The organism is Roseovarius atlanticus, from assembly GCF_001441615.1.
Taxonomy (GTDB): domain Bacteria; phylum Pseudomonadota; class Alphaproteobacteria; order Rhodobacterales; family Rhodobacteraceae; genus Roseovarius; species Roseovarius atlanticus.
Genome location: NZ_LAXJ01000003.1, coordinates 192,585 through 214,156, shown reverse-complemented (window position 1 = coordinate 214,156; position 21,572 = coordinate 192,585). Strand labels below are relative to the sequence as shown.

Annotated in this window: 28 protein-coding genes and 1 tRNA gene; 19 read left to right on the top strand and 10 right to left on the bottom strand. The window is 65.3% G+C overall.

Annotation, left to right across the window (positions count from 1 at the left end):
- Position 1: 1 nt before the first annotated feature.
- Positions 2–646 (bottom strand): ribonuclease HII, encoded by a 645-nt coding sequence (locus tag XM53_RS04505; RefSeq protein ID WP_057790724.1) that lies wholly within the window; start codon positions 644–646, stop codon positions 2–4.
- A 108-nt stretch (positions 647–754) separates the two neighbouring features.
- Positions 755–1,288 carry a hypothetical protein gene (locus tag XM53_RS04500; protein ID WP_057790722.1) on the bottom strand — a complete coding sequence of 178 codons (534 nt, stop codon included), beginning with the start codon at positions 1,286–1,288 and terminating at the stop codon, positions 755–757.
- Between the two features lie 212 nt (positions 1,289–1,500).
- On the opposite strand from XM53_RS04500, the gene XM53_RS04495 reads away from it, so the two are divergent.
- The 3 genes from XM53_RS04495 (at position 1,501) to XM53_RS04485 (ending at position 4,206) form a co-directional block, all read left to right on the top strand.
- Entirely contained in the window at positions 1,501–1,743 is a 243-nt protein-coding gene (locus tag XM53_RS04495) for a hypothetical protein (RefSeq protein WP_057790719.1), read from the top strand.
- Between the two features lie 19 nt (positions 1,744–1,762).
- A complete protein-coding gene (locus XM53_RS04490) occupies positions 1,763–2,467 on the top strand; it encodes a winged helix-turn-helix domain-containing protein (RefSeq protein WP_201455384.1) in 705 nt (234 codons plus the stop codon).
- Between the two features lie 128 nt (positions 2,468–2,595).
- The gene (locus tag XM53_RS04485) at positions 2,596–4,206 is read left to right on the top strand and encodes a BCCT family transporter (RefSeq protein ID WP_057790716.1); all 1,611 of its coding nucleotides are present in this window, start codon (positions 2,596–2,598) and stop codon (positions 4,204–4,206) included.
- Positions 4,207–4,223: 17 nt separating this feature from the next.
- On the opposite strand, the gene XM53_RS04480 is transcribed toward XM53_RS04485, so the two are convergent.
- Positions 4,224–4,300: transfer RNA gene (locus XM53_RS04480), tRNA-Arg, on the bottom strand.
- Positions 4,301–4,490: 190 nt separating this feature from the next.
- Between XM53_RS04480 and XM53_RS04475 the strand changes: the two genes are divergently transcribed.
- The 7 genes from XM53_RS04475 (at position 4,491) to rpsO (ending at position 10,483) form a co-directional block, all read left to right on the top strand.
- Positions 4,491–5,318 (top strand): hypothetical protein, encoded by an 828-nt coding sequence (locus tag XM53_RS04475; RefSeq protein ID WP_057790714.1) that lies wholly within the window; start codon positions 4,491–4,493, stop codon positions 5,316–5,318.
- A 42-nt stretch (positions 5,319–5,360) separates the two neighbouring features.
- Positions 5,361–6,224 carry a YadA-like family protein gene (locus XM53_RS04470; RefSeq protein ID WP_328586660.1) on the top strand — a complete coding sequence of 288 codons (864 nt, stop codon included), beginning with the start codon at positions 5,361–5,363 and terminating at the stop codon, positions 6,222–6,224.
- Positions 6,212–6,754 carry a hypothetical protein gene (locus XM53_RS04465; RefSeq protein ID WP_057790710.1) on the top strand — a complete coding sequence of 181 codons (543 nt, stop codon included), beginning with the start codon at positions 6,212–6,214 and terminating at the stop codon, positions 6,752–6,754. The genes XM53_RS04470 and XM53_RS04465 overlap by 13 nt, the downstream gene beginning before the upstream one ends.
- Positions 6,755–6,823: 69 nt before the next feature.
- On the top strand, positions 6,824–7,852 hold the full coding sequence (locus XM53_RS04460) for a LacI family DNA-binding transcriptional regulator (RefSeq protein ID WP_057790707.1): 1,029 nt from the start codon (positions 6,824–6,826) through the stop codon (positions 7,850–7,852).
- 92 nt (positions 7,853–7,944) lie between these two features.
- Positions 7,945–8,898 (top strand): NAD(P)-dependent oxidoreductase, encoded by a 954-nt coding sequence (locus XM53_RS04455; RefSeq protein WP_057790706.1) that lies wholly within the window; start codon positions 7,945–7,947, stop codon positions 8,896–8,898.
- Positions 8,899–9,064: 166 nt separating this feature from the next.
- Positions 9,065–10,063 carry a calcium-binding protein gene (locus XM53_RS04450; RefSeq protein WP_057790704.1) on the top strand — a complete coding sequence of 333 codons (999 nt, stop codon included), beginning with the start codon at positions 9,065–9,067 and terminating at the stop codon, positions 10,061–10,063.
- A gap of 150 nt (positions 10,064–10,213) precedes the next feature.
- Positions 10,214–10,483, top strand: coding sequence for a 30S ribosomal protein S15 (gene rpsO, locus XM53_RS04445; RefSeq protein ID WP_057790702.1), 270 nt, complete (start codon positions 10,214–10,216; stop codon positions 10,481–10,483).
- Between the two features lie 141 nt (positions 10,484–10,624).
- Here the strand turns inward: rpsO and XM53_RS04440 are convergent, their stop codons facing one another.
- The 7 genes from XM53_RS04440 to XM53_RS04410 form a co-directional block, all read right to left on the bottom strand.
- A complete protein-coding gene (locus XM53_RS04440) occupies positions 10,625–11,185 on the bottom strand; it encodes a F0F1 ATP synthase subunit B (RefSeq protein ID WP_057790700.1) in 561 nt (186 codons plus the stop codon).
- A 5-nt stretch (positions 11,186–11,190) separates the two neighbouring features.
- On the bottom strand, positions 11,191–11,742 hold the full coding sequence (locus tag XM53_RS04435; RefSeq protein ID WP_057790698.1) for a F0F1 ATP synthase subunit B': 552 nt from the start codon (positions 11,740–11,742) through the stop codon (positions 11,191–11,193).
- A gap of 208 nt (positions 11,743–11,950) precedes the next feature.
- On the bottom strand, positions 11,951–12,187 hold the full coding sequence (locus XM53_RS04430) for a F0F1 ATP synthase subunit C (protein ID WP_057790696.1): 237 nt from the start codon (positions 12,185–12,187) through the stop codon (positions 11,951–11,953).
- Between the two features lie 91 nt (positions 12,188–12,278).
- Complete coding sequence (locus tag XM53_RS04425) at positions 12,279–13,058, bottom strand: F0F1 ATP synthase subunit A (protein ID WP_057790694.1); 780 nt, start codon at positions 13,056–13,058, stop codon at positions 12,279–12,281.
- A complete protein-coding gene (locus tag XM53_RS04420; RefSeq protein ID WP_057790693.1) occupies positions 13,048–13,410 on the bottom strand; it encodes an AtpZ/AtpI family protein in 363 nt (120 codons plus the stop codon). The genes XM53_RS04425 and XM53_RS04420 overlap by 11 nt, the downstream gene beginning before the upstream one ends.
- A gap of 234 nt (positions 13,411–13,644) precedes the next feature.
- Positions 13,645–14,181, bottom strand: coding sequence for a prolyl-tRNA synthetase associated domain-containing protein (locus tag XM53_RS04415; RefSeq protein ID WP_057790691.1), 537 nt, complete (start codon positions 14,179–14,181; stop codon positions 13,645–13,647).
- 31 nt (positions 14,182–14,212) lie between these two features.
- A complete protein-coding gene (locus tag XM53_RS04410; protein WP_057790689.1) occupies positions 14,213–15,520 on the bottom strand; it encodes an AsmA family protein in 1,308 nt (435 codons plus the stop codon).
- A 355-nt stretch (positions 15,521–15,875) separates the two neighbouring features.
- On the opposite strand from XM53_RS04410, the gene ffh reads away from it, so the two are divergent.
- From ffh to XM53_RS04370, 9 genes are all read left to right on the top strand, one after another.
- Entirely contained in the window at positions 15,876–17,378 is a 1,503-nt protein-coding gene (gene ffh / locus XM53_RS04405; protein ID WP_057790687.1) for a signal recognition particle protein, read from the top strand.
- Between the two features lie 99 nt (positions 17,379–17,477).
- Positions 17,478–18,047, top strand: coding sequence for a GNAT family N-acetyltransferase (locus XM53_RS04400; RefSeq protein ID WP_057790685.1), 570 nt, complete (start codon positions 17,478–17,480; stop codon positions 18,045–18,047).
- Positions 18,044–18,586 (top strand): GNAT family N-acetyltransferase, encoded by a 543-nt coding sequence (locus XM53_RS04395; protein WP_057790683.1) that lies wholly within the window; start codon positions 18,044–18,046, stop codon positions 18,584–18,586. Before XM53_RS04400 ends, XM53_RS04395 begins: the two co-directional genes overlap by 4 nt.
- Before the next feature lies 1 nt (position 18,587).
- On the top strand, positions 18,588–19,193 hold the full coding sequence (locus tag XM53_RS04390; RefSeq protein WP_057790681.1) for a GNAT family N-acetyltransferase: 606 nt from the start codon (positions 18,588–18,590) through the stop codon (positions 19,191–19,193).
- A complete protein-coding gene (locus XM53_RS04385) occupies positions 19,186–19,485 on the top strand; it encodes a chorismate mutase (RefSeq protein WP_057790679.1) in 300 nt (99 codons plus the stop codon). Before XM53_RS04390 ends, XM53_RS04385 begins: the two co-directional genes overlap by 8 nt.
- Positions 19,486–19,592: 107 nt before the next feature.
- Complete coding sequence (gene rpsP / locus XM53_RS04380; protein WP_057790677.1) at positions 19,593–20,009, top strand: 30S ribosomal protein S16; 417 nt, start codon at positions 19,593–19,595, stop codon at positions 20,007–20,009.
- A gap of 90 nt (positions 20,010–20,099) precedes the next feature.
- A complete protein-coding gene (locus XM53_RS23540; RefSeq protein WP_201455383.1) occupies positions 20,100–20,249 on the top strand; it encodes a hypothetical protein in 150 nt (49 codons plus the stop codon).
- A complete protein-coding gene (gene rimM / locus XM53_RS04375) occupies positions 20,246–20,752 on the top strand; it encodes a ribosome maturation factor RimM (RefSeq protein ID WP_057790675.1) in 507 nt (168 codons plus the stop codon). Before XM53_RS23540 ends, rimM begins: the two co-directional genes overlap by 4 nt.
- A 2-nt stretch (positions 20,753–20,754) precedes the next feature.
- Entirely contained in the window at positions 20,755–21,570 is an 816-nt protein-coding gene (locus tag XM53_RS04370; RefSeq protein ID WP_057790673.1) for a hypothetical protein, read from the top strand.
- Positions 21,571–21,572 lie beyond the last annotated feature (2 nt).

Here is a 21,572-nt window from a genome sequence, read left to right as displayed (position 1 = left end):
ATCAGTCGGTTACGTTTTTTTCTTGATACAAGATATTGTGGACCGGCTTGAACGAACGTCTATGGTGTGGGGTCACACCAAGACTTTGCAAAGCCGCCATGTGGCTTTTGGAGCCATAGCCCGCGTTCGTCTCCCAACCATAGCCGGGATACTGTTGCGCCAAAGCCCACATGATGCGGTCGCGCCTTATTTTGGCCACAATCGAGGCCGCCGAAATCGACAAACACACCGCGTCGCCCTTCACGATCGCGCGCCCTTCGCAGGGCATGTCGCGCGGCAGAAGGTTACCGTCGACCAGCGCCAGACAAGGCGTGCGCGAAAGGCCCTCCAACGCCCGCGTCATCGCCAATTGTGCCGCGCGCAGAATGTTGATCTCGTCGATCTCCGCGACGCTGGCATGGGCCACCGACACCTCGGCCACCTCAAGGATCGCATCGTGCAACACCGCTCGGCGTTTAGCGGTCAGCGCCTTGGAATCGTTCAGGCCTTCGGGAATGCGCTTTGGATCCAAGATCACCGCCGCCGCCGTCACCGGACCGGCCAGCGGGCCACGGCCCACCTCGTCCACCCCGGCCACGCGCAACGCGCCGGTGGCCAGCGCCTCGGTCTCGAACAGAAAATGGGGCCCATGCGCGGTTATGCTCATGGGCCCCTGATAGTCGTGATCGGGTGGAAGGAAAAGAAGGGAGGCGCCCCGCGGGATGCTTTAAACCGGGCGCCTCCCCTCCCTGCTCGACCGGGTAAGTCCGGCCTGTTACTTACGCTTGTTGTGGCTGTTGTAGCCGGCTTGGAACCCGTACCGCTCCAGGCACTGGCTGCCATAGATGACACCACGGCGGCCGTTCCCGCGCGTTTCCACGGCACAGTGATGCGGCAGCGCGTTGAACCGGGGATAGGTGTTCAGCAGGCAGTGCCGACCATATCCGCGCAGCACGCCGCCCCGGACCCGCACGTCGCGGCGGCACTGCTGCGGCAGCGCGAACCGCTCGCCGTGACGCCCGCGATTGCCATAGCCGTCATGCCCGCGCCGATTCCCGCGATTGTCGTACCAGCCATGCCCGCGCCGATGCCCGTCATTGAACCGCGGCCCGTGACCGCCCTGGTGGCGCGTCACCGCGCGGTCGTCGCGGCGCTGGTCGGCGATGGCCGCACCGATCAGCCCCAGGGCGACCGCCCCGGCCACCCATTTGCCGACATCCCTGTCTCCGGCCTGTGCCGGGGCCGCTGTCATCCCCGTCACCGCCAGCGCGGCGGCCAGTATGATCGATATGAAATTCCGATGTGTCATGTCAGATCCTTTCTCTGCATTCAGCTTTGATCGGTCTCCTCTCCCGGTCATGACGTCATCGTGTCGGCCCGGGTCAGGCGATGCACCAAGGATGGGTCCACCCCGCCCGGACAGGCAATATCGCCCGCCTGTTATCCGATAACACGGCGCAAAAGGCCGTTTCCCGCCAACCGGATATTGAATAGCGGCGGGGATACGCGCATCTTGGCGCCATGAAACGCACACTCCTTCCCCTCGTCGTGACGCTCGGCCTTGCCGCGGCCACGACCGGCGCCGCCCAGGCCGCCTGCTATGCCGAATACAAGGCCAAGCGCGACACCCCGTTCGAGCTGATCTACGAAGTCGCGCAGGTCAGCGGCCCCTGCACCGTGGCCAACGCCACCGCCCAGCTTGGCGCCCGCCTCGCCGGACAGGGCCTGACCTTGCTCAAGGTCCTGTCGGTCCGCGAAGGCTAGGTCAGGAGGAAGGCGGCACGTGCAGGATCTCGACACTTCCATCACCGATACCCGCCGCTCCGGCAACCGGATCGTGCTCTTTGGCGTGGCGGCCATCGTCACCATCCTTGTCGGTGCCGCGATCCTTCTGGTACTCACCCTGCCCGACGCCAACGCCTTCAACGACAAGGTGGCAAAGATCTTCGCCGAGAACGACGCGCTCACCTCGGATGCCGAAATCAAGCTCTTGGAAATCCTCGCCCTCTCCGGCACGGCCTTTTCCGAAACCCTGGGCAGCTACCGAATGCTCATCTTGGTGCTGCTGGTCTTCGCCACGGCGCTTCTGGTGGCAGCGCTGGTGTTCCTGGTGATGCTCGTCGGCATGAACCGCCGCCTCGCCCAGATCGAACATTCCGGCATCCAGGTCAGTTCTCTGCTCATCAGCCGCGAGGAAAACGCCGTCTACCTCAACAACATGGGCTTCAAGCTGACCGATGCGGCAATGGAAACACTCGCCGTTCTGGCCGAGGCGCGGATGGACGACGACGTGCTCTCGGGCGCCGAGATCGAGGCGGTGATCTCGGGCCGCTCCGCCGACGACTGCGAGGAAGCCGCCGGAGCCACCCGCATCAAGCGCCTGCGCGACACACTCGGCAACCAGATGGTCTCGGAACTGCTGGTCAAGAACATCGCGCGGCGCGGCTACATGCTGGCGATCGACAAGAAAGTCATCCGCGTGATCTGACGCCGCCCGCGCCCTGGGCCGCGTGTTTCGCTTGCCGCGCTACCAAAAGTTGTGGAACTCACCCCACCCCCTCTGCGTTCGACACCTTAACGTCCAAGAACAAAAAACGTCCAGAGGGGGACAGTCATATGACCACGTGGGTTGAACGGATGGGCCTGAAAACCGATCCGGTGATTTTTTCCGTATCCGCCATCTTCACCCTCGTTTTTGTCCTTGCATTGGTCATCGCGCCCGAGCCCATCGGCGACGCCTTCGCTGCCGGACGCGCCTGGATCGTCTCTCACTTGGGCTGGTTCTTCATTCTCGGCGTGAACCTCTGGCTCGGCTTCCTCATCTGGACCGCCATGAGCCGTCACGGCCACATCCGCCTCGGCCCGCGCGACTCCCGCCCCGACTACACAAACCTGTCGTGGTTCACGATGCTCTTTGCCGGCGGCATCGGCACCGTTCTGATGTTCTGGGGCGTGGCCGAACCCATGAGCCATTTCGCCACCCCGCCATTGCCTGGGGTCGAGCCCTTTTCCCAGGAGGCCGCGCAAGACGCGATCTCCATCGCCACCTACCACCTCGCCCTGCACACCTGGACGATCTTCGCCCTGCCGGGGCTGGCGTTCGCCTATTTCATCAACCGCTACGACCTGCCCGTGCGCGTCAGTTCCGTTTTCTACCCTCTGATCAAGGACCGCATCTACGGTCCATTGGGTAAGGCCATCGACATCGCCGCTGTTCTCGGCACGCTCTTCGGCGTCGCGGTCTCGCTCGGCCTCGGCTCGTCCCAGATCGCCGCCGGGCTTTCCGCACTCTTCGGCTGGGACTCCGGCGTTATGCTCAAGGTCGCGATCCTCGCGGTTCTCACAGCGGTCGCTGTCGTCTCCATCGTCGCCGGCCTCGACAAGGGCGTGAAGCTTCTGTCGAACATCAACATCGGCATGGCCGTGGGCCTGATGATCTTCGTGCTGATCTGCGGCTCCACACTCTTCCTGCTGCGCGGCATGGTCGAAACCGTCGGGCTCTACCTCGGCAACCTGCCGCGCCTCGCGTTCTGGAACGACATGCTGGCCGATATCGGCCCCGATTCTGACGGCTGGGGCTGGCAAGGCGGCTGGACCGTCTTCTACTGGGCCTGGACGGTCACGTGGTCGCCCTTCATCGGCCTTTTCGTGGCCCGCATCTCGCGCGGCCGCACGATCCGCGAGTTCGTCTTCGGCGTGCTTCTGGCACCCTCGCTCTTCACTCTGATCTGGTTCTCGATCTTCGGCTGGCAAGCGATGGAAATCGACGGCATCGGCGCGGCCGCGCGCGATGCCCTGGGGGACCAGGCCGGCGCACTCAGCGATGCGGTGGCCGAATCCGTGCCGCTTGCCATGTTCGCCTTCTTCGAAAACTTCCCCTTCGCCGACCTCGTACAGGGTATCGCCGTGCTCGTGGTCGCGATTTTCTTCGCAACCTCGTCGGACTCCGCCTCGCTGGTGGTCGACATGCTCTGCACCGGCTCTCCAGATCCTGGCCCGACTCGCCAGCGCGTCTTCTGGGGCGTCTCCGAAGGGCTGGTGGCCACGATGCTGATCGTCCTCGCCGGCGACGCCGGCCTCACCGCCCTGCAACAGGTCATCACCGTCGTGGGGCTGCCGATCTTCTGCCTGGTGTTCCTGATGATCCCGGCCCTGATCCTCGGCTTGCGCAACGAGGAGATAGACCACATCACAATCGGCAAGCGCCCCGGCCTGACCAAATTCTGACGTTATACGCGGAAACCTGGCGACCCCGGCAGGATTCGAACCTGCAACCTGCCCCTTAGGAGGGGGCTGCTCTATCCAGTTGAGCCACGGGGCCGCTGTGGCGTTCATAATTCAGTCGCCCGCGCGTGTCACGAAGAGGATGAAACGTCTCTCGGATTGCGCCTGCGCGCGCAGACATCAAGAAAAATGGAAGAATAGTTTTACTCAATGCCTCTTTGGCGCATATCCTAATAGTGCCGAGAGTGTTTCGGTCAAAGTATCAGTTTAACCAAGGTTAGGGTCTCATGTTCTCCATCACACAATCCCCACGCCGTGCGCTGCTGCGCAGCGGCACGGCTATCGTCTTTGTCCTCGCCGGCAGCCACGCGGCGTTGGCAGACACAACCGCACCCTGCAACACCGGCGCTGGCACCAACAGCGTCGAATGCGGCGAAAACAGCACCTCGAACGGTGATTTCTCGGTCGCCATCGGGGATCAGTCGGTGACCGACGCCACGTCGACCGACGGCATCGCCATCGGGTCCGAAGCGGCAGCAACCGGCCCCTCCACCACCGCAGTCGGCGGCGAAACCGTAGCCACCGGCCCCGGCGCCACCGCCATCGGCTGGCAAAGCGAGGCCACGGCGGAACGCGCGCAGGCCTTCGGCCATCTGGCAACCGCGCAGGGCGTCCGCAGCCTCGCGGTTGGTGAAAACGCCGATGCGCAGAGCGACAATGCCACCGCCATCGGCAACGAGGCCATCGCGAACGGCGTCGACTCGATCGCCTTCGGTGACACCTCGCAGGCCACCGGACCCTCGACCACCGCAGTCGGCGGCGAGACCGTCGCGACCGGCCCCGGCACCACCGCCATCGGCTGGCAGAGCCAGGCCACCGCGGAACGCGCGCAGGCCTTCGGCCATCTGGCAACCGCACAGGGTGTCCGCAGCCTCGCGGTTGGTGAAAACGCCGACGCCCAGAGCGACAATGCCACCGCCATCGGCAACGAGGCCATCGCGAACGGCGTCGATTCGATTGCCTTCGGTGACACCTCGCAGGCCACCGGCCCCTCCACCACCGCAGTCGGCGGCGAAACCGTAGCCACCGGCCCCGGCGCCACCGCCATCGGCTGACAGAGCCAGGCCACGGCGGAACGCGCGCAGGCCTTCGGACACCTGGCAACCGCGCAGGGCGTCCGCAGCCTCGCGGTTGGTGAAAACGCCGACGCGCAAAGCGACAACGCCACCGCCATCGGCAACGAGGCCATCGCGAACGGCGTCGATTCGATTGCCTTCGGTGACACCTCGCAGGCCACCGGCCCCTCGACCACCGCGGTCGGCGGAGAAACCGTCGCAACCGGCCCCGGCGCCACGGCGATGGGTTGGCAGGCCATGGCAACGGCAGAGCGGGCACAGGCGTTCGGACACCTTGCCAGTGCGAGCGGCGTGCGGTCCACGGCGGTCGGCGAAGGGGCCGTCGCGTCCGGGGAGCGGTCTTTGTCCTTCGGCAACCTCGCAGCAGCCACGGCCACCAACTCGGTCGCAATCGGTGACGGGGCCCAAGCTACCAACGCCAACCAGTTCGTCCTCGGCAACGCGCAGAACACCTATACCACGCCCGGCATCAACTCCGCAGAAAGCACCGCGGCGCAGGGTGCCGTCGTCGGCTACCTGACGACGGACGCCGCGGGTAACCTGGCCGTCGACAATTCCGCGCTGCCGACGGCGGCGCTGACCAGCGCGGTCCAGGCCAATACAGGATCGATTGCGGCCAACTCCCGTGGGATTGCGTCGAACGCGCGTGGCATCGAGAACAACAAAGAAGGTATCGCGATGGCGATGGCCCTCGATGCGCCCTACGTGCCCAGCGACCGGACCTTCGCATTGTCCACCGGTGTCGGCGCCTTCGAAGGCAAGACCGCCTTCGCGCTCAACATGGGCTTCCGCGCCAGCGATTCCGTGCAGTTCGACGCCGGTCTCGCCCACGGTTTCGACAACAACCAGACCGGTGGACGTGTCGGGGTGACATGGGCCTGGTAACGGCAACACATCTCGCCTTGAAGGGAGCGTCGCAACGGATCGTTGCGGCGCTTTTCGCCGTGGTGCTCATGACCGCAAATGCGGCCGCACAGGAACAGGTCGAGCGCAGCTTTGCCGTCGCGCTGATCCGCGACATCATGACGGCCGTGAATCACGGCAACTGGACGGGCAACTATACCGTTTTGAGGGACTATGCCGCGCCCGAGTTTTCCGCCGCGAACGATCCGACCCGGCTTGCCGGGCTCTTCACGCCGGTGCGTGAGGCCGGTCTCGACATGCTGCCGGTCCTGGTGACCGAGCCCGAGATCCTCCAGGCCCAGATTGCCGCCGGGGGTCAGCAGATGCGGCTCACAGGGTACTTTCCGACCCGGCCACAACATTTCAGCTTTGACATGGTGCTGGTAAACGAAGGCCGGCGGTGGGTTCTGCTGGATATCTCGGTGGGCGCGTTCGATCCCATATCTGCCCCAGCCCCGGATCCCTCCGCAGAGGCGCAGACCGACCCCGACCCGGAAACCGAGGCGGAGTAAGCCCTGCTTGCAGCGGTGACGCCGGTTCGGCTAGAATCGGCGCACCCCCTGACAGGAACGCCCCGCGCCATGACGTCACAGGATAACCGCCCGCTCACGCTTCGCGACGTGTCCGAGGCTTCGGGCGTGTCCGAGATGACCGTCAGCCGCGTCTTGCGCAATCGCGGCGACGTGTCCGACACCACCCGCAGCCGTGTCCTCGCCGCCGCCAAGACACTGGGCTACGTGCCCAACAAGATCGCCGGGGCGCTGGCCAGCCAGCGGGTCAATCTGGTCGCCGTCATCATTCCCTCAATGTCCAACATGGTCTTCCCCGAGGTCATGACCGGCATCTCCGAAGCCCTCGACGAAACCGAGCTGCAACCCGTGGTCGGCGTCACCGGCTACCGCCCCGAGAAAGAGGAAAAGGTCCTCTACGAAATGCTCTCGTGGCGCCCCTCGGGCGTGATCATCGCCGGGATGGAACATTCCGACGCGGCGCGCGCAATGCTCCGCGCCTCCGGCATTCCGGTGGTCGAGATCATGGACACGGACGGCACCGCGATCGACTCGGTCGTCGGCATCTCGCACCGCCGCGCCGGGTCGCAGATGGCCAAGGCGATCATCAAGGCCGGGTATCGCCGCATCGCCTTTCTCGGCACCAAGATGCCGCTCGACCACCGCGCCCGCAAACGGTTCGAAGGCTTCACCGAAACCCTCGCCAAAGCCGGGATCGAGATCGAGGACCGCGAGTTCTATTCCGGCGGCTCGGCTCTCAAGAAGGGGCGCGAGATGACCCGCGACGTGCTGGCCCGCAGCCCCGATCTGGACTTCATCTATTACTCCAACGACCTGATCGGCGCGGGCGGCCTGCTTTATCTGACCGAGCAGGGCATCGACATTCCCGGCCAGGTGGGCCTTGCAGGCTTCAACGGCGTGGACCTGATCAAGGGCCTGCCGCGCGAGCTGGCGACGATGGATTCCTGCCGCCAGGAAATCGGCCGCCGCGCCGCCGAACTTATCGTGGCCCGGGCCGCTGGCACAGACGGCCCGGGCGTGCCGTCGCGAATCGTGCTGGAACCCACGCTCACCTACGGCGACACCCTGCGCCGCCTTTAGGGCGCTCCCCGCCTCTCGCCTGTCGCGGACAGAGCAGACCCCGACGCGTTCGCCCCGCACCATCCGGAAAAACACGGGGGAAGGCATTAACCATGAAAACCGGCTTCATCGGGCTCGGCAATGTCGGCGGCAAGCTTGCGGGCTCGCTCTTGCGCAACGGCATCGACCTCACGGTGCATGACCTCAATCCCGACCTTGTGGCGGGCTTCACCGCGCGCGGCGCGCAGGCCGCCGACAGCCCGGCGCAGATGATGCAGGACTGTGAGGCCGTCATCACCTGCCTGCCCTCGCCCGCCGCCTCGGACGCGGTGCTGCGCCAGATGCTGCCCCATGTCGGCCCCGGCAAGATCTGGGTGGAAATGTCCACCACCGACGAGGCCGAGGTCAAACGCCTGGGCGCGCAGGTTATCGCCGCCGGCGGCGCGGCCGTCGACTGTCCCGTCTCCGGCGGCTGCCACCGCGCCGACACCGGCAATATCTCGATCTTCGCCGGCTGCGACCGCGCCACGTTCGAGCGTATCCTGCCGCTTCTGAAAACCATGGGCCGCCGCATCCTGCACACCGGCGATCTGGGCAGTGCCTCGGTGCTCAAGGTCATGACGAACTACCTGGCCACCGCAAACCTGCTCACCCTGTGCGAGGCGCTGGTGACCATGAAAGCCGCCGGCATGGACCTTGCCACCACCTATCAGGCCATCGCGATCAGTTCCGGCACCTCCTTCGTGCACGAAACCGAAAGCCAAGTCATTCTGAATGGCTCGCGCGACATCAACTTCACCATGGACCTGGTGAAAAAGGATATCGGTCTGTTCCAGGCCATCGCCGACCGCGCCGGCGTGCCGCTGGAAATCTCGCCCCTGATGATCTCGATCTTCGAGGACGGCATCCGCCGCTACGGAATGCGGGCGCAATCAGACGACATCATCCGCCGGCTGGAAGAGGCCACGGGCCTCGACATCACAGCGCCGGGCTTCCCCGCCCAAATGGTCGATGACGAACCCGAAGAACCGGGGTACGAAGTGCACGCGCCCGGGCGCACGACCTGAGAAACTCCATCTCCGGCAACCGAAAATTAACCCTGCCTTAACCTTCGTTTAACGTCGTCGTGCCAATGGATGAGCCGGTGGACCGTTAACCATGGCACGCGGTTTGAATTGAAAAATTGCCGTGATTGTGGCTTTGTCAGCCGGGGGTTTTCGTGGGTCTTTTGCAATGCTTTTCCTTGCAGGTCTGATCGGTATGGTGGCCGTTAGCACCGCGGCAATGTGGGGGTTCGAAGAGCTTTCCACGGAAAATGCGCGCGACGACGTCACCACACCCGGCGACAGCGACCAGCCCGATATGACGAACAACAGCAGTTCCATTCTCGACATCGCCACCGCGCCCGACGATGCCGCCGACGACCCCGAGGGGGACGACTACGGCGTCTCGCGCGGCACCACCGTGGCAGACACGCTGTCCGGCACGGCCATAAACGAATTTCTCGACGGGCTGGACGGCAACGACACTATTCTGGCCGGCGATGGCGACGATGTCGCACGCGGCAGTGACGGGAATGACAGCGTCTCCGGCGAGAACGGCAACGACACCCTGCAGGGCGAGGCCGGCGACGACACCGTCTCCGGCGGCGGCGGCAACGACAGCGTCCTGGGCCACAATGGAATCGACGTGCTCGACGGCGGCGACGGCAACGACACCCTCGTGGGGGGCGAAGGCAACGACACCCTGTCCGGCGGCGACGGCGACGATGCGCTGCACGGCTATCTCGACGACGACACGCTCGATGGCGGCGCCGGGGCCGATACGCTCTTTGGCGGCGATGGAAACGATCACCTCAGCGGCATCGCCGCCGAAGGCACCGCGCCCGAAGATGACCAGGATTACCTGAACGGCGGCGCCGGCGACGACCAGATCGCGCTGGGCGCGGGCGACATCGCCACCGGCGGCAATGGCGCCGACAGCTTCATCCTGCGCGACTGGCTCGATGCCGAACATCAGGGCCGGATCGTCGATTTCAACACTGCCGAGGACAATCTCGTGCTGCTCTACGACGATACAGACAACACCACCCCGGATGTCACAATCGATCAGGACCCCGATGTGACCGGCCTGCACCGCGTCCTTCTCGACGGCGATGTCGTGGCCGAGGTGACCAGCGACGCCGCCCTGACGCTGGCGCACATCACCCTGATCCCCCAGACCGCCGGCTGATCCGCCCAGCCACGGCAAAACCCTCTTCCCATCCGCGCCAGAATCTCCTATACGCCCGCATCTGCCGCTGAAACGGCAGGTATCTCCACAGGACCTTGCTGGACGACATCCCGGCTCGTGCCCTTCACCCTTCAACCAAAGGAGACCCCGATGTCGATCACTGTCGAAGAAAAAGCCAAGGTGCTGAAAGATTTCGCGACCAAGGAAGGCGACACCGGCTCGCCCGAAGTTCAGGTTGCGATCCTCACCTCGCGCATTTCCACCCTGACCGAGCACTTCAAGACCCACAAGAAGGACAACCACGGCCGCCGTGGCCTTCTGAAAATGGTCGCCCAGCGCCGCAAGCTGCTGGACTACCTCAAGGGCAAGGACGAAGCGCGCTACCAGGACCTGATCAAGCGTCTCGGCATCCGCCGCTAAACGCTCCGATCAACAGAATTTGACAAGAATGCCCGCGCCACCGCGCGGGCATTTTCTTTTGCACCCATCGCCGGGCACCAAACAAAAAGGCCCAGGTCGTTTCCGATCCCGGGCCTTTCGCGTACTGGTCTGGTCGCGCGGTCAGTGCAGCTTGGCGTCGACCTGCGCAATCGAGTCATCGATCAGCTTGCTGTTGTCCTCTTCGGTCATGGTCTTGGCGACCACTTCCTTGGCGGCCGCCACGGCCACGGCAATCGCCTGGTCGCGTACGTCCTTCACGGCGCTGGCCTCGGCCGAGGCGATCTGCTCCTCGGCGGCCTTGATCCGGCGCTTGATGGATTGCTCAAGGTCCTTCTTGGCCTGCTCGGCGGCCTCGGCCGCTTCGGTCTTGGCATGGGCCACGATCCGGTCGGCCTGGTCCTGCACTTCTTTCTGCTTGCGCTCATAGCTGGCCAGCAGGGTCTGTGCCTCCTCGCGCAGGGCGCGCGCCTCGTCCAGTTCCGACTTTATGCCGTTGGCCCGCTTGTCCAGCATCTCGCCGATCTTGCCGGGCACCTTCAGGTAGACCAGCAGCGCGATGAACAGGATGAAGGCCAGCATCACCACGAAATCGGTGTTGCCCAGCGAAAAGAACGGCCCGGTCGCGGCCAGCGCGGGGCTGGCAGCGACCATTGCGGTCAGGGTTGCGATCAACTGTTTCATGGCGCTTACCCTTTCAGCCGGGAATTGACGGCGGATGTGACGGTCCGCGCATCGGCCTTGACGCCCATCGCGGCGACAAGCTCCTTGGCGGTGTCCTTGGCCACTTCCTTGACGCTTTCCATGGCGTTCGCCCGGATATCCGCGATGGCCTTCTCGCCTTCGGCGGCCTTGGCCGCGATCTCGGCATCGGCCTTCTGGGTGGCCTCTTCCAGCTCCGCGTTGATCTCCGCCTTGGCCTCGGCGATGATCTCCTGCGCTTGCGCACGGGCATCTGCCAGCGCCTTGTTATAGGCGTCCTCGGCGTCCGAGGCTTTCTCTTTCAAATCTTCCGCCGCGGCTAGGTCGTTGGTGATCGTCCCCTGCCGCTCGGCCAGCACCGCGGCGATCCGCGGCAGCGCGATGCGCGACAGGATGAAGAAGATCACGATCAGCGCAATGACCAGCCAGACGATCTGGTTGCCCATCCAGTCCGGGCAAAGCTGCGGAAGGCCAATCGCCCCACCGCCTGCGTCCACGCAAGCGCTGGCTGCACCTTCTCCTAGGGTATCGGTCGCCATCTGCGTTCTCCTTGTTGCGCCACTCCCCTTCTAACAGGTTTTCCGGACGATGTCCGGCACCGGGGCCGCGCAAGGCTCAATGTTCGTGTCGTATCGCCAGGCCCGCACGCCGGACGTGGCAAAGGGCCGGTCGGGTGCCCCTCACGGACGCCGGGAGACGGGCGTCTTGCTCCGCCGCCCCGGCCCGTAAGGATCATACCCGTCTGGCTTAGACGGCGAACATCAGCAGAAGCGCGACGAGGAACGAGAAGATCCCCAGTGCTTCCGCGAACGCGATACCGATGAACATGGTCGCGGTCTGGCCACCGGCGGCCGAGGGGTTGCGCAGGGCACCGGCCAGGTAGTTGCCGACCACGTTGCCCACACCGACGGCCGCGCCGCCCATGCCGACAGACGCAAGGCCCGCGCCGATGAATTGACCCATTTGTGCGATATCGCCTTCCATGTCTTTTCTCCTTACGATGGAATTCAGTGATCTGTTGTTCGAGTGATGCGGCGCACGCGCCGCGTAGGGTGGGCGAAAGCCCACGCGTCTCCTAGTGATGCGGGTGCAGCGCGTCCTTGAGGTACACGCAGGTCAGGATTGTGAACACGTAGGCCTGGATGAATGACACCAGCACCTCCAGCCCGTAGACCGCCGTGATTGCCAGGATCGACAGCGGCGTCACCACAAGGCCCACCCCGGTCGAGATCAGCACCAGCGGCGCGAAGGCGGCAAACACTTTCATCACGGCGTGGCCCGCCATCATGTTGCCGGCAAGACGGATCGAGTGGCTGACCGGACGCACGAAGTAGGAAATCACCTCGATCAGCGCCAGGATCGGCCGCAGCACCAGCGGCGCCGAGCTGATCCAGAAAAGGCTCAGGAAACCCGCGCCGTTCTTGACGAAGCCCAGCACGGTGACGCCGATGAACACCATCATCGCCATAACGGCGGTCACGCCGATGTGGCTGGTCGAGGTGAATGACCCGGGGATAAGCCCAAGGAAGTTGGCGAACACGATGAACATGAACAGCGTCATGATATAGGGGAAGTACGGCAGCGCGTCCTTGCCAGCCACGTCCTCGACCATCTTGCGGATGAACCCATAGGCGAGTTCCGCGACCGACTGGATGCGCCCCGGAATGACCGACCGTGCGGACGTGCCCAGCACCATCAGCGCGAACACCGCCAGACAGGTCAGCGCCATCCACAGCGTCGCGTTGGTGATCGTGAACAGGCCCACCGGGCCGTCCCCGGTCAGCGGCTTGATGATGAACTGATCCATCGGGTGGAAAACCAGCCCTTCGCTTTCGCCATGCGCTTCAGTGGCCATCTGTCATCCTCTTGTCGTCACCCTCGCGGGCTCGCTCATCTTCCAGCGTTTCCGCCGCGTTCTTCAGCTGGATCTCGTTGGCGCTGCGCATCATCGTCTTGATGCCCGCCGCCAGGCCCAGCAATGTAAAAAGCACAAGGAAGATCGGGATCGTCCCGAACAGGTAATCCAACCCGTACCCCATGCCGAAACCGATCCCCAGACCGGCCACAAGCTCGATCACCATCCGCCAGGCCAGCTGCGCCTGGGAATAGTGGTTCTCCATGTGGGGCTTCGGCGCGTCCACGCCCTTCAGCGCGTTGATCCTGTCTTCAAGCCGCTTCAGCCGCTCGCGTCGGTCAGGATCGTCCACGTTTGCCCCTCCGGAACCGTTGCGCCGTTGCTAAGCCGCGCCCGCGCCCGAGTCAAGCGCGGGGCGGACCACCTCAAGCCATTGATAAATCAGAGATTTACCAATCTGCGCCGCTCCGCCGCAGCCCTTCCAAGGGCTCAAAAACCGGATTCCGCATATTCAACCAAGCGGTTGAGATTGCGCGCACCGCCCCGGTTTCACTGTTCCCAAAAAACTCAAATCCCGCCGCCGGCCCTAAAGCTCCAGCCAGGAAACATCCGCGCCCCACCCGTCCAACAGCGCAACCAGGTCCCCGGGCCGCATCGCCACCGTCCGGTCATTGACCAGCGGATGCGCATGGACGAATTCCGCGTCCCTCACCAAAGCGTCCATCCACAGCTGCACGCCGGCCTGCGCGCCATTGACCATCGCCAGCGGGCTCACCGCCCCGGGCCGCACGCCAAGAAACTCCATCAATCGCTCGGCCGAGCCGAAGGACAGCCCCGCAACCCCCATCTGCGCGCCCAGCGCCTTCAGATCCACCTCCCGGTCCTGCTCCAGCACCACGAGGTGGTTCCGCTTCTTGCGGTCCCGCAGGTAGAAATTCTTCATGTTCACCCGTCCCGGCCCATCAGGCACTATCGCGCCCTGCACCGTCTTTGCGTCTTCGACCGTGCGCAGCGGGATATGCTCGTATAGCTCGAACTCGACACCCGCCTCGCGCATCTGCGCCAGCAGATCATCGGAACTCACCGGCAAACTGTCCTGAAAGGTGGACGAGGCATCGACCATATTCAAAGGCTCCTTGAACAGACACGGACGGCTAGTCCGCCGGGTCGTCCTTCTCGAAGAACGACTTCAGCCTGTCAATAGCCCCCGGCTTGTCCTCCGTGTGCTCTTCAGGCTCTTGGGGCGCTTCGGACTCTTGGTCCTCGCGCACGATTCCGCCTTTCATCACCCCTGCCAGCACCGTGTCCCAAAAGAGGTCGATATCCCCCTCGCGCAGCCGCGCCATTTCCTCGGCATCCAGCTGCAACTGATAGCGAAACTCCGCGTTGCCACCCTGCGCCGCCACCAGCTTGCCCAGGCCCCCGGCCAGCATCCGCTCGGTCCGCGCCGCGCCCTCGGGCACACTCACCGCCATGTCCCGCGCCGCCAGGCGCCAGTTCATGTCGACGAAATCCTCCGACAGGCTCCAGCGGTCCTCGACCATCACCGTCGCGCGGCCCGTCTCGATCCATGTCAGCGGCGCGCGCGGCACCAGCCGCTTCAGCTGTGCCGCGTCCACGTCTTCGAAGGCCCAGCGCGTCTCGCGCCCCTGCTCGGTGATCTCGCGCGTTTCCACCACCAGCGGCTGCCCCGCCACCTCGGCGGTCAGGTTCGACCGAAACAACAGATCGAACAACGCCAGCCCGCTGCGAAACGGCGCCACCTCCCCGGTCTCGATCGCCAGCGTGTAGGGCTCGGTCCCGCGCGGCCGGATCTCCACGTCGACACCCTCGACCGCCAGCCTGTCGGCCTTGAACGCCCGGCGCGGCTTGGGCAGACCGCGCTCCTCGCCCGCCGCCTCCTCCCTGGGAAGCGGCGGAATCACATACCCTTCCACCCCCTCCACCTGCCCCAGCTCCAGCCGCGGCGTGTCGCTCAGCAGGCTCCACAGGTCCACATCCGCCTCCGCCCGCGCCACCGCCAAGTCAAAGGCCAGCCCGGTCTCGTGCGCCCGCGCCATTTCCAGCCCGTTCAGCACCACATGCCCCCCCAGAAGCGATCCGCTGGCTTCGGCATACTCCACGCTCATCCCCGCCTTCTCGCTGGCGGTCTCGATCACCAATCGCAGGATCGGCTGGAAGAAAACGTAGGTCGCCACAACACCCAGCACGCCCAGCACCGCGCTGCCACCGGCCACCCAGTGCACCACCTTGCGCGGGATCAGCGGCTTGCGCGGCGGCGACGACTTGCCCTTGGCCGAGGCGCGCCGCGCCCGCCGGGCCTGAACCCATTCCGCGAACACCCCACCGAACAGCAGCAATATCCCCTCGATCACCGCCCCCACGATGGCGCCCAGAATGGCGATCACCGGCGCCATGCACGCCAGGATGATCTCCGCAAAGATAAGAACCAGCGCTTCCATCGCAAAATCCCCTTAAGCAATGCGCGCAGTCTAGCCTCGCGCGCCTCACCCTGCCAACGCCTTACACGTCCATGACGTCACCCGGCCTCGAGCGGTGGCGGTCCTGCATCAGCGCCGGCATCGCCACGACACCGCACCACCTTATTGACTCGGCCCCCGCAAAGGCCTATCAGCCGCCCAACATCACGGAAGACAGCGCTCTTCCGGTCCCTTGGGCGCAGCCCGGGATCGCCCCCCACCAGCGAGTGTCGCCCGTGGGGGCGCTTCTCGTTTGAATGCGGGGGGGCGTTTATCGTTTGAACCGTCATCCCTATGTTGGGACGGCATGACAGAAACCGGCGAAGGAGGCCGAGGCATGTTTGAAAATCTTTCCGAACGTCTCTCCGGCGTCTTCGACCGGCTGACCAAACAGGGCGCCCTATCCGAAGAGGACGTCAAGACCGCCCTGCGCGAGGTCCGCGTCGCCCTCTTGGAAGCAGACGTGTCCCTGCCCGTCGCCCGCGACTTCGTCAAACGCGTGCAGGACCAGGCCACCGGACAGGCCGTCACCCGCTCGGTCACCCCGGGCCAGCAGGTCGTCAAGATCGTCCACGACGCGCTCGTCGACACGCTCACCGGCTCCGAGGACCCCGGCGCGCTGAAAATCGACAACCCGCCTGCGCCGATCCTGATGGTCGGCCTGCAAGGGTCCGGTAAAACCACCACCACCGCCAAGCTCGCCAAGCGCCTCAAGGACCGCGAGGGCAAGCGCGTGCTGATGGCCTCGCTCGACGTCAACCGCCCCGCGGCCATGGAACAGCTCGAAATCCTCGGCCGCCAGATCGGCGTCGACACGCTCCCCATCGTCAAGGGCGAGGATCCGGTCACCATCGCCAAGCGCGCCAAGACGCAAGCCGGCCTGGGCGGCTACGACGTCTACATGCTCGACACCGCCGGGCGCCTGCATATCGACCAGGAACTGATCGCTCAGGCGGCGGCGGTGCGCGACGTCGCCAACCCGCGCGAGACGCTTCTGGTGGTCGACGGCCTGACCGGGCAAGACGCCGTCAACGTCGCGACCGAATTCGACGACAAGATCGGCGTGTCCGGCGTGGTCCTCACCCGGATGGACGGCGACGGTCGCGGCGGTGCCGCCTTGTCGATGCGCGCCGTAACCGGCAAGCCGATCCGCTTCGTCGGCCTCGGCGAAAAGATGGACGCCATCGAAACCTTCGAGCCCGAGCGCATCGCAGGCCGCATCTTGGGCATGGGCGACATCGTCTCCCTCGTCGAGAAAGCGCAGCAAACCATCGAGGCCGAACAAGCCGAAAAGATGATGCGCCGCTTCCAGAAAGGTCAGTTCAACATGAACGACCTCAAGATGCAGCTCGAACAGATGCAGAAGATGGGCGGCATGGAAGGCGTGATGGGCATGATGCCCGGCATGGGCAAGATGGCCAAGCAGATGGAAGGCGCGGGCATCGACGACAAGGTCATCGCCCACCAGATCGCGCTGGTCAATTCCATGACCAAAAAGGAACGCGCCAACCCCAAGCTCCTCCAGGCCAGCCGCAAGAAACGCATCGCGCAAGGCGCGGGGCTGGAAGTCTCCGAGCTCAACAAGCTTCTGAAAATGCAGCGCCAGATGGGCGACATGATGAAGAAGATGGGCAAGGGCGGGATGCTGAAACAGGCCATGAAAGGCATGTTCGGCAAAGGCAGCCCCTCGCCCGAGGACATGGCCCAGGGCATGGACCCCAAAGCGCTCGAAAAAGCCGCCAAGCAGATGGGCAAGGGGATGCCCGGCGGCGGCTTTCCCGGCATGGGCGGCGGCGGCGGTCTGCCCCCCGGTCTCTCCGGCTTTGGGAAAAAGAAATAACGCCATGTCTTTCGCTCGGCTCACATACGCGGTCCATTCTCTGCCCGCCTCGGCGCGCGGCAGCGCCGCCCGGCTGTGCGATTTGTCGGAAGGTGCCGCATGACCCTGCGCCTCGACATCCCCCGGATCGAGACCGACCGCCTCGTCCTCCGCGGGCCGGAGGCGAGCGATTTCGAACCGCTGGCCGGGTTCCTGCTGGACCGGGACCGCTCCTGGGGGTTCGGCACGGAAAAGAACATGTCCCGCGCCTGGCGCTGGTTCGCCATGTCCATCGGCCACTGGGCGCTGCACGGTTTCGGCTATTTCACCATGGAGTGGAAGGCCACCGGCCAGCCCTGCGGCATCACCGGCATCTGGGCGCCCGAAGGCTGGCCCGAGCCGGAACTCGGCTGGGTCGTCTATGACGGGTTCGAGGGCCGCGGCATCGCCTATGAGGGCGCCGAACGCGCCCGCCGCTGGGCGTATCAGGACCTGGGCTTGACCACGCTCACCTCCAACATTGTGCCCGGCAACACGCGTTCCATCGCGCTGGCCGAACGCCTCGGCGCGCGGTACGAAAAGACCTACAACAACGTCGAGATGGGCGAGGATTACCTCTATCGCCACCCCGGCCCGTCCGAACTGGGTCTCGACTGCGACGCCGACGGCTCCCCCGAGGCCTACGCATGAAGATCACCGTCGACATTCCCGTCATCGAGACCGAGGATCTGATCCTGCGCGGCTATGACGAGGCCGATTTCGAGGCCTTCGCCGCCTTCGGCACGTCCGACCGCGCGGCCTATGTCGGCGGCCCGCACACCCGCTGGGACAGCTGGCGCGCTTTCATGGCCGGTATCGGCCACTGGGCCCTGCGCGGCTACGGCATGTGGATGATCGAACATCGCGCCACGGGCAGTGTCGCAGGCCGCGTCGGCATGATCCTGAACGATGGCTGGGACGAACCCGAACTGGGCTGGCACATCTACGACGGGTTCGAAGGCAAGGGATACGCCTACCAGGCCGCCCTCGCCGCCCGCGACCACGCCGCACGCCACTTCGGCCTCGACGGCGTCATCTCCTATATCGACGCCACGAACACCCGCTCGCTTCGTCTCGCAGACCGCCTCGGCGCCAAGCACGAGCGCGACGGCACCGTGGTCGGCACCCCCTGCCAGGTCTGGCGCCACCCCCGCGTGGCCCGGTCCGCATCCCAGCCGGCGGAGGCCTGAGATGGGACACCGCGACATCCCTGTGCTGGAAACCGGGCGCCTCGTCCTGCGCGGCCCCGAGGCGGCGGATTATCCGGACTTCAAGGCGACCTTCGCCTCCTACCGCTCACGCTTCATGGGCGGCCCGCTCAACCCCTACGAGGCGTGGATGCTCTACGCCGCCGAGATCGGCCATTGGGAAATCCGCGGCTACGGCATGTGGATGATCCACCTGCGCGACACCGGCGAGACCGTGGGCATGGCCGGCGGCTGGTTCCCCGCCAAGTGGCCGGAACGCGAAATCGCCTGGATCATCTGGCCCGACAAGGCCGGCAAGGGGTACGCGCTCGAAGCCACGCACAAGGTCAGGGATTACCTCTTCATCACCGCCGGCTGGGATGGCGCGGTCAGCTATATCGACCCCAAGAATCTCGACTCGATCCGTCTGGCCGAACGGCTGGGCTGCACCAAGGACCACGATGCCCCCAGCATCGACGGCTCCGATGCGGTCTACCGCCACCCGTCGCCCGCCACCCTGAAATCCGGCCAGATCCGCGACGGGATCGAGCTGGAAATCGGCCACTACCGCGACCCGCTCTTCAAACCGAAGGGGATGCCCATTGACTGACGCCGACACCTCCCGCGCCGCGGCCCTGCTGAAAGGGCACCGCGAAAGCATCGACCGTCTCGATGCCATCCTCGTCTACACCCTGGGCGAGCGGTTCAAACACACCCAGGCCGTGGGTGCGCTCAAGGCCGAACACGACCTTCCCCCGTCCGATCCCGCCCGCGAGGCGCAACAGATCGCACGGCTCGAAGACCTGGCGCACCGCGCCGACCTCGACCCGGAATTCGCCAAGAAATTCCTCAATTTCATCATCGCTGAAGTCATTCAGCACCACAAGCAACACCAGACCTGACGCGGGATCCTCCCGCCAGACCAACCCCGGCGGGGACCCCCGCCACACCAACCGTAAGGTGGGGTTTCACCCCACCGACCAAACGCCATTCAAAAGGAGAAACACCAATGGCCATGAAAATCCGCCTTGCCCGTGGTGGCAGCAAGAAACGCCCCCACTACTCGATCGTCGCCGCCGACAGCCGTATGCCGCGCGACGGCCGCTTCATCGAGAAGCTGGGCACCTACAACCCGCTTCTGCCCAAGGACAGCGAAGACCGCGTCAAGATGAACATGGAGCGCGTGCAGCACTGGCTGGACCAGGGCGCCCAACCCTCTGATCGCATCTCGCGCTTTCTCGAGGCCGCCGGCGTGCTGGAGAAGAAAGAGCGCGCCAACATGAAGAAGGCCGAGCCGGGCCAGAAAGCCAAGGACCGCGCCGAGGAAAAAGCCGCCAAGGCCGCCGAAGCAGCCGAAGCCGCCAATGCCCCCGCCGAGGAAGCGCCCGCTGAAGAGACCGCCGCGGAAGAAACCAGCGAAAGCTGATCCGCACCTGCCGCTTTCATGATCTCCGTGCCGCCCCCGCGCCCGTCGCTTGGGGCGGCACGCACCGCTTTCGCTTTCGGGACAGTCCCAATGTTCGGCCTCATACGCCTTGTCGTTCTCAGTTCCATGACCTTCGTCGCGGGCGTCTTTTTTGAACGCCACAACGTGTCCGAGGCCTGCACGGCACGGGGCGGCCTCTCGGCCGACGGGCTCTGCGTGGTGACGGAGGGCCTGCAATGACCGACCGTATCTGCATAGGCGCCGTCGCCGGCGCATTCGGGGTCCGGGGCGAGTTGCGGCTGAAATCCTTTACGGCCACGCCCGAGGATATCGCCACCTATGGCCCCGTCACCTCCGAGGATGGCGCGCACAGCTACACGATCACCCTCACCGGCCAGGCCACCAAAGGCGCGCTGATCGCTCGGCTTTCCGGTATCGCCACCAAGGAACAGGCCGACGCACTGCGCGGCCTGCGTCTGTTCGTGGACCGCGATCGCCTGCCAACCCTGCCGGATGATGAATACTACCACGCCGATCTCATCGGGCTTGAGGTCTTCGACACCGGCGGCACCTCGCTGGGCCGGGTCAAGTCGGTCCTCAACCACGGCGCGTCCGACATCCTCGAAATCCATGGGCCGGGGCTCAAATCCACCGTCCTTCTGCCCTTCACGCTCGAGGCCGTGCCCACCGTCGATCTCGCCTCGGGCCGCATCATCGCCGACCCGCCCGAAGGCCTCTTCTGACTATGCCGCGCATCCTGCTGCATCCCGGCTTTCACAAGACCGGTACGTCCTCGCTCCAGCGTGGCGCGGCGGAACTGCAGCGCGCCCTGCGCCCCCACCTGCGGCTAATGTTCACCCATGACCTCATCGAAGCCACCCGCATGGCCAAACGGTTTTCCGCCTATGGCGACCAGTCCGACCTGCGCCGTTTCGCCGAAAGCTTCACCGCCGCCATCCGCCAGTCGGACCCGACCGATCCCCGCGCCCTGATGATCACGTCCGAAGATCTCTGCGGCTACATCCCCGGCAATCACGGCGTCACCACCTACGCCGCCGCCGCACCACTGATGAATGTCGCCACCGCCGTGCTCGCCGCTCATTTCGGCCCCGCAGCCCCCATCGGCGTGCTCTTCACCACCCGGGCCCCGCGCGACTGGCAGCGCAGCGTCTGGTGGCAGAACCTCCGCGCCCTGCGCCTGACCGAGGATTTCGAGACCTACCGCACGCACCTCTCCGGCGCCGCCGACCTCGACAGCATCGTCGACGACGTCGACGCACGCATCCGCCATCGCGCCACGGTGCTCGACGCGCCCATCGAAGAGACTGGCACGGACCCGCTCGGCCCCCTCGGCATCGCGCTCGACCACCTTGAGGTGCCCCGCGACGGCCTGGCCCCCCTGCCCGCCCACAATGTCCAGCCCGACGGCGCCGCCGAGGAACTGCTGGCGCTCAATCGTTCCGCCCTGTCCGACGCCGAGCTGGCCGAGGCCAAGCGCACCGTGCTCAAACGCTACCGTGCCGCCGGCGCCACGCGCCAGCCCCGCGCCACGCCCGCTTGACG